At 67.0% G+C, this 14,043-nt stretch carries 10 protein-coding genes; 2 read left to right on the top strand and 8 right to left on the bottom strand.

Annotated features, from left to right (window positions below):
• Positions 1-172 precede the first annotated feature (172 nt).
• Positions 173-4,132: an FAD/FMN-binding oxidoreductase gene (locus tag BXA00_RS11090; protein ID WP_076518539.1), complete on the bottom strand. Its 3,960-nt coding sequence runs from the start codon at positions 4,130-4,132 to the stop codon at positions 173-175.
• A 132-nt stretch (positions 4,133-4,264) separates the two neighbouring features.
• Complete coding sequence (locus BXA00_RS11085) at positions 4,265-4,801, bottom strand: YqaA family protein (protein ID WP_076521907.1); 537 nt, start codon at positions 4,799-4,801, stop codon at positions 4,265-4,267.
• Positions 4,802-4,896: 95 nt separating this feature from the next.
• Here BXA00_RS11085 and ilvA point away from each other — a divergent pair, with 95 nt between their 5' ends.
• The gene (gene ilvA, locus BXA00_RS11080) at positions 4,897-6,405 is read left to right on the top strand and encodes a threonine ammonia-lyase, biosynthetic (RefSeq protein ID WP_076518538.1); all 1,509 of its coding nucleotides are present in this window, start codon (positions 4,897-4,899) and stop codon (positions 6,403-6,405) included.
• Between the two features lie 161 nt (positions 6,406-6,566).
• Here ilvA and BXA00_RS11075 read toward each other — a convergent pair whose 3' ends face one another.
• Together BXA00_RS11075 and BXA00_RS11070 are read right to left on the bottom strand one after the other, a co-directional pair.
• Positions 6,567-7,679: a porin gene (locus BXA00_RS11075; RefSeq protein ID WP_076521906.1), complete on the bottom strand. Its 1,113-nt coding sequence runs from the start codon at positions 7,677-7,679 to the stop codon at positions 6,567-6,569.
• 448 nt (positions 7,680-8,127) lie between these two features.
• Positions 8,128-8,514: a DUF4148 domain-containing protein gene (locus BXA00_RS11070; protein ID WP_076518537.1), complete on the bottom strand. Its 387-nt coding sequence runs from the start codon at positions 8,512-8,514 to the stop codon at positions 8,128-8,130.
• 393 nt (positions 8,515-8,907) lie between these two features.
• Between BXA00_RS11070 and BXA00_RS11065 the strand changes: the two genes are divergently transcribed.
• Positions 8,908-9,798 (top strand): LysR family transcriptional regulator, encoded by an 891-nt coding sequence (locus tag BXA00_RS11065; RefSeq protein WP_076518536.1) that lies wholly within the window; start codon positions 8,908-8,910, stop codon positions 9,796-9,798.
• A 50-nt stretch (positions 9,799-9,848) separates the two neighbouring features.
• On the opposite strand, the gene BXA00_RS11060 is transcribed toward BXA00_RS11065, so the two are convergent.
• The 4 genes from BXA00_RS11060 to cydX are packed head-to-tail and all read right to left on the bottom strand — an operon-like array spanning position 9,849 to position 14,033.
• Positions 9,849-10,403, bottom strand: coding sequence for an adenine phosphoribosyltransferase (locus tag BXA00_RS11060; protein ID WP_056319625.1), 555 nt, complete (start codon positions 10,401-10,403; stop codon positions 9,849-9,851).
• Positions 10,404-10,459: 56 nt separating this feature from the next.
• Positions 10,460-12,157 carry a thiol reductant ABC exporter subunit CydC gene (gene cydC, locus BXA00_RS11055; RefSeq protein ID WP_076518535.1) on the bottom strand — a complete coding sequence of 566 codons (1,698 nt, stop codon included), beginning with the start codon at positions 12,155-12,157 and terminating at the stop codon, positions 10,460-10,462.
• Entirely contained in the window at positions 12,154-13,911 is a 1,758-nt protein-coding gene (gene cydD / locus BXA00_RS11050; RefSeq protein WP_076518534.1) for a thiol reductant ABC exporter subunit CydD, read from the bottom strand. The genes cydC and cydD overlap by 4 nt, the downstream gene beginning before the upstream one ends.
• A complete protein-coding gene (gene cydX / locus BXA00_RS11045) occupies positions 13,908-14,033 on the bottom strand; it encodes a cytochrome bd-I oxidase subunit CydX (protein WP_043546919.1) in 126 nt (41 codons plus the stop codon). The genes cydD and cydX overlap by 4 nt, the downstream gene beginning before the upstream one ends.
• Between the last annotated feature and the right edge of the window lie 10 nt (positions 14,034-14,043).

Below are 14,043 nucleotides of genomic sequence, written 5' to 3'. Positions count from 1 at the left end.
AAAAGGGACCGATACAGACACTAGGCAATCGCCACAATCACGACCGCAGGTCTGATCGCTTCAATCCCAGTATGGGATCGCTTTTTTGGGTTTCAAGAGGGGCGCGGAAGGGCGAAAAAAAACCGCGGCCATCGCTGGCCGCGGCTTCATTCGCACGAAAGACCTGTCGGGTTTAGACCAGGACCCGTTCGATCCCGCCCGCGTTGGCGCGGCGCACGTAGTCTTCCATCCAGCCTTCGCCCAGGATGTGGCGCGCCATCTCGACCACGATGTAGTCGGCTTCCATGCCGGTGTCGCCCTCGTAGCGCGACAGGCCCTGCAGGCACGACGGGCACGAGGTCAGGACCTTCACGTCGCCCGTGAAGCCGTCGCTGCGGATCGCGGCGTCGCCCTTGAGCAGCTCTTCCTGCTTGCGAAAGCGCACCTGCGTGGAGATATCGGGCCGGCTGACCGCCAGCGTCCCCGATTCGCCGCAGCAGCGGTCGCTCTTGACCGCGCCGTCGCCCACCAGCGCACGCACCGTCTTCATCGGCTCCTGCAGCTTCATGGGCGTGTGGCAGGGGTCGTGGTACATGTAGCGCACGCCCTTGGCCCCTTCCAGCTTGATGCCCTTTTCCAGCAGGTATTCGTGGATGTCGATCAGGCGGCAACCCGGGAAGATCTTCTCGAATTCATACCCCGCCAACTGGTCATAGCAGGTGCCGCAACTGACCACCACGGTCTTGATGTCCAGGTAGTTCAGCGTGTTGGCCACGCGGTGGAACAGGACCCGGTTGTCGGTGATGATCTGCTCGGCCTTGTCCGTCATGCCGTTGCCGCGCTGCGGATAGCCGCAGCACAGGTAACCCGGCGGCAGGACGGTCTGCACGCCCGCATGCCACAGCATCGCCTGCGTGGCCAGGCCCACCTGCGAGAACAGGCGCTCGGAGCCGCAACCGGGGAAGTAGAACACCGCTTCCGTGTCGGCCGTGGTGGCCTTGGGATCGCGGATGATCGGCACGTAGTTCGCGTCTTCAATGTCCAGCAGCTTGCGCGCGGCCTGCTTGGGCAGCCCGCCGGGCATCTTCTTGTTCACGAAGTGCACCACCTGCTCGCGCAGCGGCGGCTTGCCCACGGTGGCCGGCGGCTTGGCGGTCTGCTTTTTCACCAGGCCCGAGAACAGGTCGTGCGCGGCGCGCTGGACCTTGTAGCCCACGCCCACCATGGCCTTGCGGGTGGCGTTGATGGTGGCCGGATCCTTGGCGTTCAGGAAGAACATGGCGCTGGCCGTGCCCGGGTTGAACGACTTGCGGCCCATGCGGCGCAGCACGGCGCGCATGTTCATCGACACGTCGCCGAAGTCGATATCGACCGGACAGGGGTTGTAGCACTTGTGGCAGACGGTGCAGTGGTCGGCCACGTCCTCGAATTCTTCCCAGTGCTTCAGGCTGACACCGCGGCGGGTCTGCTCTTCGTACAGGAAGGCTTCCACCAGCAGGGACGTCGCCAGGATCTTGTTGCGCGGCGAATACAGCAGGTTCGCGCGCGGCACATGGGTGGCGCACACGGGCTTGCACTTGCCGCAGCGCAGGCAGTCCTTGATCGACTCCGAAATGGCGCCGATGTCGCTCTGCTGCATGATCAGCGACTCGTGGCCCATCAGGTTGAAGCTGGGCGTCCAGGCGTGGCGCAGGTCGGCGCCGGGCATGAGCTTGCCGGCGTTGAAGTGGCCGTTGGGGTCCACGCGCCGCTTGTAGTCCTGGAACGGCGCCAGCTCGGCCTCGGTCAGGAACTCGTACTTGGTCAGGCCGATGCCGTGCTCGCCCGAGATCACGCCGTCCAGGTCGCGGGCGATCTGCATGATGCGCTCGACGGCCGCGTGGGCCTCGCGCAGCATTTCGTAGTCGTCCGAGTTGACCGGGATGTTGGTGTGCACGTTGCCGTCGCCGGCGTGCATGTGCAGCGCGACGAATACCCGGCTCTTGAGCACGCGGCCATGGATGGCGACGAGCTCGTCGACGATCTGCTTGTAGGCGGCGCCCGAATAGGCGCGCTGCAGGCCGGCCAGGACCTCGGTCTTCCAGGAGACGCGGATCGTGCGGTCCTGCACCACTTCGAAGACGCGGGCCTCCGGTTGCGCCGCCAGGCGCGCGGTCAGCGTGTCGCGCAGGTCGCCCAGGCCCAGGCCGTCGAGCTGCGGCAGCGCGTCGCCCAACGGCAGGTCAAGGTTGTCCAGCAGCCACTGCCAGCGCTGGCGCGTGGCGGCCAGCAGTTCCATCGCCTGGCGCGTCCGCTCGGCCAGCGCTTCGGCGCGGGTGGCCTCGATGTCGGTGTCGTCCACCTTGCCCACGGGCAGGGGCGCGCACAGGTAGGCGTCCAGCTCGCCCAGGAGCTTGAGCTTGTTGCGGGTGGACAGCTCGATGTTGATGCGCTCGATGTGATCCGTGTATTCGCCCATGCGGGGCAGCGGGATCACGACGTCTTCGTTGATCTTGAAGGCGTTGGTGTGGCGGGCGATGGCGGCGGTGCGCGAACGGTCCAGCCAGAACTTCTTGCGCGCCTCGGGGCTGACGGCCACGAAGCCTTCGCCGTGGCGCGTGTTGGCCAGGCGCACGACCTCGCTGGCGGCCGCGGCGACCGCGTCTTCGTCGTCGCCGACGATGTCGCCGATCAGGACCATCTTGGGCAGGACGCCGCGCTTGCTCTTGGTGGCATAGCCCACGGCGCGCAGGTAGCGTTCGTCCAGATGCTCCAGGCCGGCCAGGATGGCGCCGCGCGCCTTGCCCTCGCCGTCCAGGTAGCCCTTGACCTCGACGATCGACGGGATGGCGTCGCGCGCCTGCCCGAAGAACTCCATGCAGACCGTGCGCGTGTGGCGCGGCATGCGGTGCAGCACCCAGCGCGCCGAGGTGATGAGGCCGTCGCAGCCTTCCTTCTGGATGCCGGGCAGGCCGGCCAGGAATTTGTCGGTGACGTCCTTGCCCAGGCCTTCCTTGCGGAAGACGCGGCCATGGATCTCCAGCGTCTCGGTCTTGAGCAGGCGTTCGCCGGGCTTGCCCTTGCCGTCGAACCACTTGAGCTCGAAACGGGCCACGTCCACGTCATGAATCTTGCCCATGTTGTGGTCCAGGCGCGTGACTTCCAGCCAGTTGCCGTCCGGATCGACCATGCGCCACCAGGCCAGGTTGTCCAGCGCGGTGCCCCACAGCACGGCCTTCTTGCCGCCGGCGTTCATGGCGATGTTGCCGCCCACGCAGGAGGCCTCGGCCGAGGTCGGGTCCACGGCGAAAACGAAACCGGCCGCCTCGGCCGCTTCGGAGACGCGCTTGGTGACTACGCCGGCGCCGGCATGGATGACGGCCACGGGCTCGGTGAGGCCGGGCAGGATACAGGACTCGACCTTGCCCAGCTTGTCGAATTTCTCGGTGTTGATGACCGCCGACTTCCAGGTCAGCGGAATGGCGCCCCCGGTATAGCCGGTGCCGCCGCCGCGCGGCACGATGGTCAGGCCCAGTTCGATACAGGCGGTGACCAGCGCGGCGATCTCGTCTTCGCTGTCCGGCGTCAGCACCACGAAGGGGTACTCCACGCGCCAGTCCGTCGCGTCCGTCACGTGCGACACCCGCGACAGGCCGTCGAACTTGATGTTGTCGCGCGCCGTGATGCGCCCCAGCACCTTCTGCGCCTGCTTGCGCATCATGGCGGTCTGGTCGAACTCGCCTTCGAAGGCGGCGATGGCGGAGCGGGCGCGGGCCAGCAGCCCGACGACCTTTTCGTCGCGATGCGGATCGTGGCCGGCTTCGGCGGGCGCGCCGGGCTCGCGGCGCTTGTCGATTTCGCCCAGGCGGTGATGCAAGGCTTCGATGAGCTGCTTGCGGCGCTTGGGGTTGTCGAGCAGGTCATCCTGCAGATAGGGGTTGCGACGCACGACCCAGATATCGCCCAGCACTTCGTACAGCATCCGGGCCGAACGGCCGGTGCGGCGTTCGCCGCGCAGGTCGGTCAGCAGGCTCCAGGCGTCTTCGCCCAGCAGCCGGCCCACGATTTCGCGGTCGGAAAACGACGTGTAGTTGTAGGGGATTTCGCGCAAGCGCGCGGGTGTTGCGGGCGGCATCGCCCCGTTCAAGATGTGGCTGGCGAGAGGGGCGTTCATGGCGGCAAGAGGGGGCCCTTAAAAAAGTATTTTATGCCATTGTCCCGACTTGACCCCTAATATCCCTGCCAAGCCGTCCAAAGGCGCTATCGGAACGGCATGCACCGTCCCCTTTTAAGCACGGCGTCAGCGCTAGATTTTTCCGGGAAAGAACCAGAGCAGTCCGGCCGTCATGAACAGATAGCGCATGAATTTGCCGATCGTCATGTAGAGCACGCAAGGCCAGAAGGACAGGCGCAGCCAGCCGGCGACCGCGCACAGGGGATCGCCCACCGCGGGCAGCCAGGACAGCAGCAGCGCGGGCGGCCCCATCCGGTGCAGGAGGTCGTGGGCGCGCTCGTGCCAGCGGCCGCGCATGCGCCCGCCTTCGGTCGCCTTGGGATGCGGATGGGGGTGCTTTTCCTTCCAGCGCTCGACCGCCTTTTCCGCGCCCAACCCCATGGCGTAGCTGATGGCCCCGCCCACGGTGTTGCCCAGGGTCGCCACGAGGATGGCGGGCCAGAACATGTCCGGCGAAAGCTTGATGTACCCGAACACCGCCGGCTCGGAGCCCAGCGGCAGCAGCGTCGCGGACACGAGCGAGACGGTGAAGATGGCCGGCAGGCCCACCGAGGGCAGGGCCAGCACGCCGAGGAGCCAATTGACTGCGGATAGGAGACTTTCTTCCATGGTGGCGGCAGTGTAGCCGCGGGAAACCGGGAAGGCGACACGCATTCCCTGCAATAATCTCGGCCAGTCCTCACTCTTGCCCAGTCGCGCGGCCCATGTCCACTGATTATCTGAAACGCATTCTGACTTCCAAGGTTTATGACGTCGCGGTCGAATCGCCGCTGGAGGTGGCGCCGCTGCTGTCCCAGCGGATGTCGAACACGATGCTGCTCAAGCGCGAGGATACGCAGGCGGTCTTCAGCTTCAAGCTGCGCGGCGCCTACAACAAGATGGCCAACCTGAGCCCGGCGGCGCGCAATCGCGGCGTCATCGCGGCCTCGGCCGGCAACCACGCCCAGGGCGTCGCCCTGGCGGCCAGCCGCCTGGGCTGCCGCGCCGTGATCGTCATGCCCACGACCAGCCCGCAGGTCAAGATCGACGCGGTGCGCCGGCTGGGCGGCGAGGTCGTGCTGGCGGGCGAGAGCTTCTCGGACGCCTACGCGCATGCGCAGGTGCTGGAAAAGAAAGAAAAACTCACCTTCGTCCACCCCTTCGACGACCCCGACGTGATCGCGGGCCAGGGCACGGTAGGCATGGAGATCCTGCGCCAGCACCCGGGCCCCATCGACGCGATCTTCGTGGCGATCGGCGGCGGCGGCCTGATCGCCGGCGTGGCGGCGTACATCAAGCAGCTTCGTCCCGAGATCAAGATCATCGGGGTGCAGACCGAGGACTCCGACGCCATGCTGCGCAGCGTGCGTGCGGGCCGGCGGGTGCAGTTGAACGACGTGGGCCTGTTCTCGGATGGCACGGCGGTCAAGATGGTGGGCGCCGAAACCTTCAAGCTGGCCCGCAAGTATGTGGACGATTACGTGGTGGTCAACACGGATGCGATCTGCGCCGCCATCAAGGACGTCTTCCAGGACACGCGCAGCGTGCTGGAACCGGCTGGCGCGATGGCCGTGGCCGGCGCCAAGCAATACGCGGCCGAGCACCACCTGAAGAACAAGACGCTGGTCGCCATCGCCTGCGGCGCGAACATGAACTTCGACCGCCTGCGCTTCGTTTCCGAACGCGCCGAGGTCGGCGAGATGCGCGAGGCCGTCTTCGCGGTCACCATGCCCGAGCAGCGCGGGAGCTTTCGCCGCTTCTGCGAACTGGTCGGCGAACGCAGCGTCACGGAGTTCAACTACCGCATCTCGGATGCGGACCGCGCCCACGTGTTCGTCGGCATCCAGGTCTCGTCCGCGTCCGAACCGGACAAGATCGCGGCCAACTTCCGCCGCCACGGCTTCGACACGCTGGACCTGACCCACGACGAAATGGCCAAGACCCACCTGCGCCACATGGTGGGCGGGCGGTCGGCGCTGGCGCGCAACGAACTGCTGTACCGCTTTGAATTCCCCGAGCGTCCGGGCGCGCTGATGCGCTTCCTGAACGCGATGAATCCCGACTGGAACATCAGCCTCTTTCACTACCGCAACCAGGGCGCGGACTATGGCCGCATCCTGATCGGCATCCAGGTGCCACCCGCGGACAAGAAACAGTTCCGCAGCTTCGTGGCCGAGCTGGGCTATCCGCACTGGAACGAGACCGACAACCCGGCCTACAAGCTGTTCCTGTAGCGCCGGCGCCAGAAAGCGAGAGGGCCTCCTTGCGGAGGCCCTTCCCTTCTGTGCTCAAGTCACGCCCGGCCGAACCCAATCAGGGGGGGGTTCGCTGTCACTCGGCGGCCCACGGAGAATGGGCCGCGCATTCAGCAAGGTCCAGCCGGACGTTCCGTCGCTTAGAAACGGTGGCGCACGCCGACGGCGACAGCGGTGTCGGTGGCGTCGTGCTGGAACGCGTAGTTGTCGCCGTAGGAGGCGTACGCGTACAGGTTGGTGCGCTTGGTGAAGTCGTAGGTGTAGCCCAGGCTGTAGACGTTGAACGTCGCATCGTCGCCCGTCAGCTTGTCGTTGCTGGCGGTCGCGCGCTGCCACGAACCGAACACGGCATGGCGGCCCATCGGCACGGTCGCGCCGATCATGTACGAATTGGCGCGGAAGCCATCAGCCAGCTTGAACGAGCCCAGGGTGTTCATGCCGTCGGGGGTGGTGCCCATGTTCTGGCCGACGAACCAGCCGTCGCGCGTCTGGCCGAAGGCGGCCGCGAGCTTCACCACTTCAAAGTCGTACGTACCGCCGACGATGTATTCCTGGATGCGCGCCGCATCCTTGCCGCCGACGCGGTTGTTGGACGGATTGAAGCGGTCATACGACGCGGCCAGGTTCAGCGGGCCGTTGACGTATTGCACGCCGGCGGTGATCACCCGGTTATTGTTGCCCGTGGCGAAGCCGGTCTGCGTCGTGTCGCTGACGGTGTCGTCGGCGCTGAACGAATAGCCGATGCCCGCCTTGAAGCCGCTCAGGCTGGGGGTCTGGTACAGCACCATGTTGTCCAGGCGCATCGTGTTGGCGCTGCCGAACGTGGTGCCCATGTTGGCGGTGTTGTAGCTGGTCGAGAACGGATCGATCGAGCCGAAGTACTTGGAGGCCAGGTTGGTCTGGCGGCCGAATTCCAGGCGGCCCCAGGAATCGCTGTCCAGGCCCACGGTGGCCTGCCGGCCGAACAGGCGGTTGCTTTGCAGCGACTTGCCGTTCATGGGTCCGAAGCCGCCTTCCAGGGTGAACACGGCGCGCAGGCCGTCGCCCAGGTCTTCCGTACCGCGCAGGCCAAAGCGCGAGCCGCTGCTCACGCCCTGCACGCCGCCGAAGCGGCTCTGCGAATCGCCCTTGAACTTCACTTTTTCGTAACCGACACCGGCGTCGATCAAGCCGTACAGCGTCACGGAATCGGCGGCTTGCGCGGCGCCGGCAAAGCCCGTCAGCAACGCGACGGCCAAAAACGTCTTCTTCATTTGAATCCCCAAAATGGCGAGATGAAAGGCACATTGCAGGGCGCCGCGACCCACGGCGCGATCCTGCATGCCGCTGCAATCGATCGAGCGGCGCATGCACTGAAGCTAGTGTCCAGCTTGCAGCGCGCCGCAGTAACCAGCATTTCGACGAACTACTTTCCACGGTTGGGATAATGACGGGTTGCTGAACGCGCCCCGTACTTGAAGAATCCAGCTAACGCGTTGATAACGAATACGAATTTTTACTCACAAAACCCGAAGCCTTGCCTGCAAGGATGCGCCGGGATCGTTCTGGCCGACAAGAGTAGTGCTGCCTGCGGAACAGTTTGTGCGGCGTAAAAGCCACACTGCCGTGGACGGGGCGAACCCGCGGGAACAAAAAACCCCTTGGCGTCACAAGGGGTTCGTGCGGTGACCTCTCCGGGCGTCTGGACTGCCGGCGCGTGGATCAGCGTCCTTGGGGCGGGTAGTCCAGCTCGCCGAACGTGTATTCGCCGCGCGCCTTGGCGTCGGCCAATTCCTGGAGGACCTGCTCGCGGCTCTTGCCGCCGGCCGGCGCCACGGTCTTGGGCGGATAGTCCAGTTCGGAGGACGTCACCTGGCCCGCGGCCTTGGCGCTTTGCAGCTCCTGCTGGACCTGTTCGCGCGACAGGCTGGTGGTCTGGGCCACGGCCGGCGGGTAGTCCAGTTCGCCAAACGTGACGGTGCCTGCCGCCTTGGCGGCCTGCAATTCCTGCTGCACCTGTTCACGCGTCTTGCCATCGGCGTGAGCGGCGGACATGCCTGCCAGAGTGGCGGTAACCATGAGTGCGGTAGCTAGGGCTTTCACTTTCATTGAGATGACTCCATCCTAAACGTGCGCATCGCCATCTGCCAGGCTGACAGCGCCGATGTGACAATTTGATTGCTGGGACGAAGTATCTGGCGATCCGGGCCTAGTAAAAACCCTTATTTTGGTGAACATATTTGCACGGATGGGACAATTTCAAGTCGTATCCGTCCCGACTTGCGCACTTCCTGCGCACTTCCCGGGCGCTTCCGCCTGGCGCCCCGTGGCGGCAAGCCTTGCCGGCGTTCAGTTTTCGGCAAGCTGGGTAACGGGAGATGACGCTGCCACGCGATGCAAGCGATATGCAGTGTGGAGAAATAGACATTTCTGCTGGCGGGACAATAATTCCATTTATCATACAAATCTGCCAGCAATGGAATTTTGAGTCTCGAGGGCCCCATGGACATTCAGCTTAACGACATCGCGCTATTCGTCGAGGTCGCCAAGCGCAAGAACTTCAGCCACGCCGCCGAGGCCCTGAATATCCCGACGTCCACGCTCTCGCGCCGCGTGAGCGAACTGGAACGCAGCGTGGGCATGCGCCTGCTCAATCGCAGCACGCGCAAGATCGATCTCACCGAGGCGGGCGCCATTTATTTCGAGCGCTGCCGGCACATCGTCGAAGAAGCGCGCATCGCGCACGACCAGTTGCTCGACATGGCGGTGCAGCCCAAGGGCCGCCTGCGCATCTCGCTGCCCAGCAGCCTGGCGCAATTGTTCCTGCCCGCCGTGATCCGCGAGTTCCGCGAACAGCATCCCGACATCGAGTGCGACTTCGATCTGAGCATGCGCCCGATCGACCCCATCAGCAATCCGTTCGACCTGATCCTGCGTTTCGGGCAGCAGCCCGATTCCAGCCTGATCTCGCGCAAGATCGTGCTGATGGCGCACCAGCTCTACGCCTCCCCCGACTACCTGGCCCGCCACGGCGAACCGCGGGTGCCGGCGGATCTGTCGCACCACGAATGCCTGCGGCCGACGATGCGCGAGGACTCCTCCTTCTGGATGCTCCATTCAGGCGACAAGGTTGAACGCGTGCAGGTATCGGGCCGCCTGTCGGCCAACAATGTGGGCATGCTGGGGCGCCTGGCCGGCCATGGGCTGGGCATCACGCCGCTGCTGGTGTTCGATGCGATGGAGCGCGCCATCAAGCAAGCGGGCCTGGTGCGCGTCCTGCCCGAATGGAGCCTGACTCCCCTGCCCCTCTTTGCGCTGCTGCCCTCGCGCATGCTGCCCGCCAAGACCAAGGCTTTCCTGGATTTCATCCAGCCCCGGCTTTCAGACGCATAAGCCATGCCCATGCGCATGCCGGCGCGGGGACGCTCCCCGTGCGCTACGCGCTACGGCGTCGTGTCCGCGCCGTACTGACAGACCGTGTAGAGCGGCGTGCCGGTGGCGGCCACCTTGGCGGAACCACCCAGGTCCGGCAGGTCGATGATGGCGGCGGCTTCCACCACGTTGGCGCCCAGGCGCTGCAGCAGCTTGATGGCCGCGAGCATGGTTCCGCCCGTGGCGATCAGGTCGTCCACCAGCAGGACGCGCTGGCCGGTGCGCACCGAATCCGTGTGCATTTCGACGGCCGCGTTGCCATATTCCAGCGAATATTCCTCGGCCACCGTGCGATACGGCAGCTTGCCCTTCTTGCGCACGGGCACGAAGCCCAGATTCAACTCATAGGCCAGCACGCTGCCGACGATGAAACCGCGCGCATCCACGCCCGCCACCAGATCCAGGCGCTGGCGCATGTAGCGATAGACGAAGAGATCGATCAGGACCCGGAACGCACGGGGATCCTGCAGCACCGGCGTAATGTCGCGGAAGGTGACACCGGGTTGAGGCCAATCCGGAACGCTGCGGATGGTGCGCCGGATGAACTCGGCGTTGTCGGTCTGCATGAAGTGCGTCCCTGAAGAGAATTGAAGCAAGGCGAACTATAACCGCGCCGCCCCGCTTAAGCCAGGATTGCCGCTTGCGATGACATGTCATGCAACGTTCCATCGCGCAGAACATGGCGACGATGCACCGCGCCGTCGGGCAGGGCCGCGTGCGTCGCCAGCACCACGGTGCGTCCGCGCACCGCATGTTCAAGGTCGGCGAAGAACGCGGACTCGGCCGCGGCGTCCAGCCCCGCGGTCGGCTCGTCCAGCACGAGGATGGCGGCCGGCGCCAGCAGCGCCCTTGCCAGGCACAGCCGGCGCGCCTGTCCGGCCGACAGCTGCGAACCGGTTTCGCCCGCCCAGGTGTCCAGGCCGTCAGGCAGGCCGCGCACGAAGTCGCCCAGCCTGGCCGCGTCCAGGGCGCGCCACAGCGTGGCATCGTCGGCGTCCGGGTCGCCGATCAGCAGGTTGGTGCGCAGCGTGCCCAGGAACAGCGGCGAATCCTGCGACAGCAGCGCGATCCGTCGATGCCAGTCCGCCTGCGCGCATTCGCGCGCATCGCAGCCACCAAACCTGACCTGCCCGGCCTGCGGATCCTCGAGCCGCAGGATCAGATGCAGCAGCGTGGACTTGCCCGCGCCGCTGGCGCCCAAAATGGCCACGCGTTCGCCCGGCTCGATGCGCAGGCTGATGTCATGCAGCACCGGGGTGCTGTCGCCCGGCGTGCGCGCCGGGTAGGCAAAGCGCACACCGTCCAGTTCCAGCGCGCCGCGGGCGGGCAGCGGACGCGGCACGGGCGGATCCTGCATGTCGGGCAGGCACTGCGTGATCTCGCGGATGCGCGCAGCCGCCGACATCGCCGACCCCATGCGGGAAGCGCCGCGCATGATGGGGCCGGCCACCTCGAAGATGCCGATGACAGCCAGCAGCAGGCCGGCCAGGATCGGCCCCTCGATGCGGCCCGCCTCGTGCGCGGCCAGGCCGAACCACAGCAGCGCCAGCACCGCAATGCCCGCGCACACCTGCAGGAACCATTGCCCGCGCACCGCCACCCGCGCCTGGCTGCGCCGCGCCCGGGCGCTCGCCTCGCACAGGCCATTGAAATGCGCCAGTGTCTGGTCCTGCGCATGCATCGCCACCATGTCCGCATGGCCATCCACGGCGTCCAGCGTGGCGGCGCGCAGCCCCGCCGCGCTTTCCTGCGCCGCCGCGCCCGGCTTGCGCGCCGCGCGCACCAGCCACAGGGGCACCGCCGCGCACGCCGTCAGCAGCGCCAGCGCGAAGACCAGCGCGGCGGCGGGCAGCCATTGCCCCAGCACGACCGTCAGCACGGCGCCCGCGAGGACCGCCGTCGCCAGCGGCGCCAGCACGAACAGGAACACCGTGTCCAGCGCGTCGACGTCGTTCGTCATGCGGGCGACCAGATCGCCGCTGCGATAGCGCGCGAGCTGGCGCGGTGTCAGCCGGATCAGCGCCGCGAACACCATGGCGCGCAGATCGGCCAAGAGGCGCAGCGTGGCCGAATGCCCGACCACCCGGTCCGCATACCGCGACACGATCCGTAGGAACGAGAGCCCACGCACCAGCGCCGAGGGCGCGAACAGATTGAAGACACTGCCGGCGCCGGCCAGGAACGCGCCCGTCAGGAACCAGCCCGACACGCCAAGCAGGCCCACACCCGCGGCCACCGTGGCGAGCGCGCAGAACAATGCGAGCAAAAGCCCGCTTTTACGGCGCGCGTACAGGGGCAGGAGCAGCAACAGGTTTTTCATGCGTCTTCCACAGCGCCGTGCGCAACGCGCGCCACCCGGCCGAACCGGGCGGCGACTGCCGGCGCGTGCGTGGCCAGCAGCAAGGTGCGGCCGGCGGCAAATTCCAGGATTTCGTCCAGGACGCGGGCCTGCGTGGCCTCGTCCAGGTGCGCGGTGGGCTCGTCCAGCAGGATCAGGCCAGGGTCGCGCAGGAACAGGCGGGCCAGCGCCACGCGCTGCGCCTGTCCGCCGGACAGGCCATGGCCGCGGCTGCCGAGCGGGGTGTCCAGCCCTTGCGGCAGGTCTTGCGCGAATTCAAGCACACAGGCGCGGCGCGCGGCGTCCTGCACCTGCAGGTCCGTGGCGCCGGGACGGCCCAAACGGATGTTGTCGGCGATGGACCCGGCCAGCAGTTGGGGCCGCTGGCCGATCAGCGCCACGCGCTGGCGCAAGGCGCCTTCTTCCCACTGCGCCAGGGGCAGGCCGTCGATGCGGATATCGCCGCCGGCCGGCCGCAGGCGCGCGATGGCTTCGATGAGCGTGGTCTTGCCGGCGCCGCTGGGCCCCATCAACGCCACGTGCTCGCCCGGCGCCAGCGTGAATGCGGCGTCGGACAGCACCGCGTGGCCGCGGCCCGGCGCCTCGACGCGCAGGCCGGTCATGACAAGGCCGGCGCCCTGGCTGGCGTGCACGGGCGCGGCGGTGGGCGCGGCCGCCTTGGCGGCCTCATCGCCGGCGTACTGGGGCAGGCCGTCGAACAGGACGGCGATCTGCGTGACGGCGGCAAGCGCCGTCTGGCGGTCGTGATAATGGGCCGCGAACTGGCGCAGCGGCGCGTAGACCTCCGGCGCCATCAGCAGGCAGAACAGCCCGGCCTGCAAGGTCAGCGGCGACCAGCGCACGTCCAGGAATCCCAGGTAGGTCAGGCCGATGTAGACAGCAACGCCCGCCACGCCCAGGGCGGCAAAGAATTCCAGCACGGCCGACGACAGGAACGCGATGCGCAGCACCGACATCGTGCGCTGGCGCAGCGCATCGCTGGCGGCCACGACGGACTGGGCCTCGGCCTGGGCGCGTCCATACAGTTTGAGCGTGGACAGGCCGCGCAGCCGGTCCGCGAAAAAGCCCGACAGGCGCGCGAAGGCGCGCAGGTGACGGCGGCTGGCGCCTTGCGCGCCCCACCCCACCAGCGCCATGAACAGCGGAATCAGCGGCGCCGTGATCAGCAGGACCAGGCCGGCGACGACATCCATGGGCAGCAGCACCACGGAGAACGCCACCGGCAGCATGGCGGCGGCGGCCATGGCGGGGAGATACTTGGCGAAGAAACCGTCCAGCGCCTCGACCTGGTCGACCACCGCGCTCGCCAGTTCGCCCGACGCCTTGCCCCGGCTCCAGTACGGTCCGCTGCGCACCAGCCGCTGGAACAGCGATTGGCGCACATGGCGCTTGATCCGTTCGGACGCATCGGCGCCGGCGCGCTCGCCCGCCCAGGCGATGCAGGCGCGCAGCAGCATCAGCGCCGCAATGCCGAGGATGCCGCCCAGCAGTTCATGCCTCGGCACCTGGCCGACGATCGCCGAATCGAGCACGCTGGCCAGCAGCCATGCCTGGACGACCAGCAGGGCCCCGCCGACCAGCGGCGCGGCGCCGGCCAGGATCAGCGGAAAGCGCGCTGTCCTGGCCAGTCCCATCAGCCACCGCGACTGCTCGCGCGGCGGCTTCTGCAGGGACGCGGACGGATCGTGCTCGAGGCTGCTTGCGCCGCCGCTCACTCGTCGTCGCGGCTGGCACGCGGGTCATGCGTATGACCCTCGCGCAGCTCGAACCACATTGCATTGAGGATGGCGAATGCGCACGCCAGGCCCAGGCCGAGAATCCACGAGAAATACCACATGGAGCAGGCT

It is taken from the genome of Achromobacter sp. MFA1 R4, assembly GCF_900156745.1.
Taxonomy (GTDB): Bacteria; Pseudomonadota; Gammaproteobacteria; order Burkholderiales; family Burkholderiaceae_B; genus Achromobacter.
The sequence above is the reverse complement of the archived record's forward strand: the minus strand, read 5'-3'. Positions and strand labels throughout refer to the sequence as shown.

Excerpts from the sequence above, each read along its gene's own strand:
- cydX (WP_043546919.1), bottom strand. The coding sequence starts at position 14,033 with ATGTGGTATTTCTCGTGGATTCTCGGCCTGGGCCTGGCGTGCGCATTC.
- cydC (WP_076518535.1), bottom strand. The coding sequence starts at position 12,157 with ATGAAAAACCTGTTGCTGCTCCTGCCCCTGTACGCGCGCCGTAAAAGC.
- ilvA (WP_076518538.1), top strand. The coding sequence starts at position 4,897 with ATGTCCACTGATTATCTGAAACGCATTCTGACTTCCAAGGTTTATGAC.
- BXA00_RS11090 (WP_076518539.1), bottom strand. The coding sequence starts at position 4,132 with ATGAACGCCCCTCTCGCCAGCCACATCTTGAACGGGGCGATGCCGCCC.
- BXA00_RS11060 (WP_056319625.1), bottom strand. The coding sequence starts at position 10,403 with ATGCAGACCGACAACGCCGAGTTCATCCGGCGCACCATCCGCAGCGTT.
- BXA00_RS11085 (WP_076521907.1), bottom strand. The coding sequence starts at position 4,801 with ATGGAAGAAAGTCTCCTATCCGCAGTCAATTGGCTCCTCGGCGTGCTG.
- BXA00_RS11065 (WP_076518536.1), top strand. The coding sequence starts at position 8,908 with ATGGACATTCAGCTTAACGACATCGCGCTATTCGTCGAGGTCGCCAAG.
- BXA00_RS11075 (WP_076521906.1), bottom strand. The coding sequence starts at position 7,679 with ATGAAGAAGACGTTTTTGGCCGTCGCGTTGCTGACGGGCTTTGCCGGC.
- BXA00_RS11070 (WP_076518537.1), bottom strand. The coding sequence starts at position 8,514 with ATGAAAGTGAAAGCCCTAGCTACCGCACTCATGGTTACCGCCACTCTG.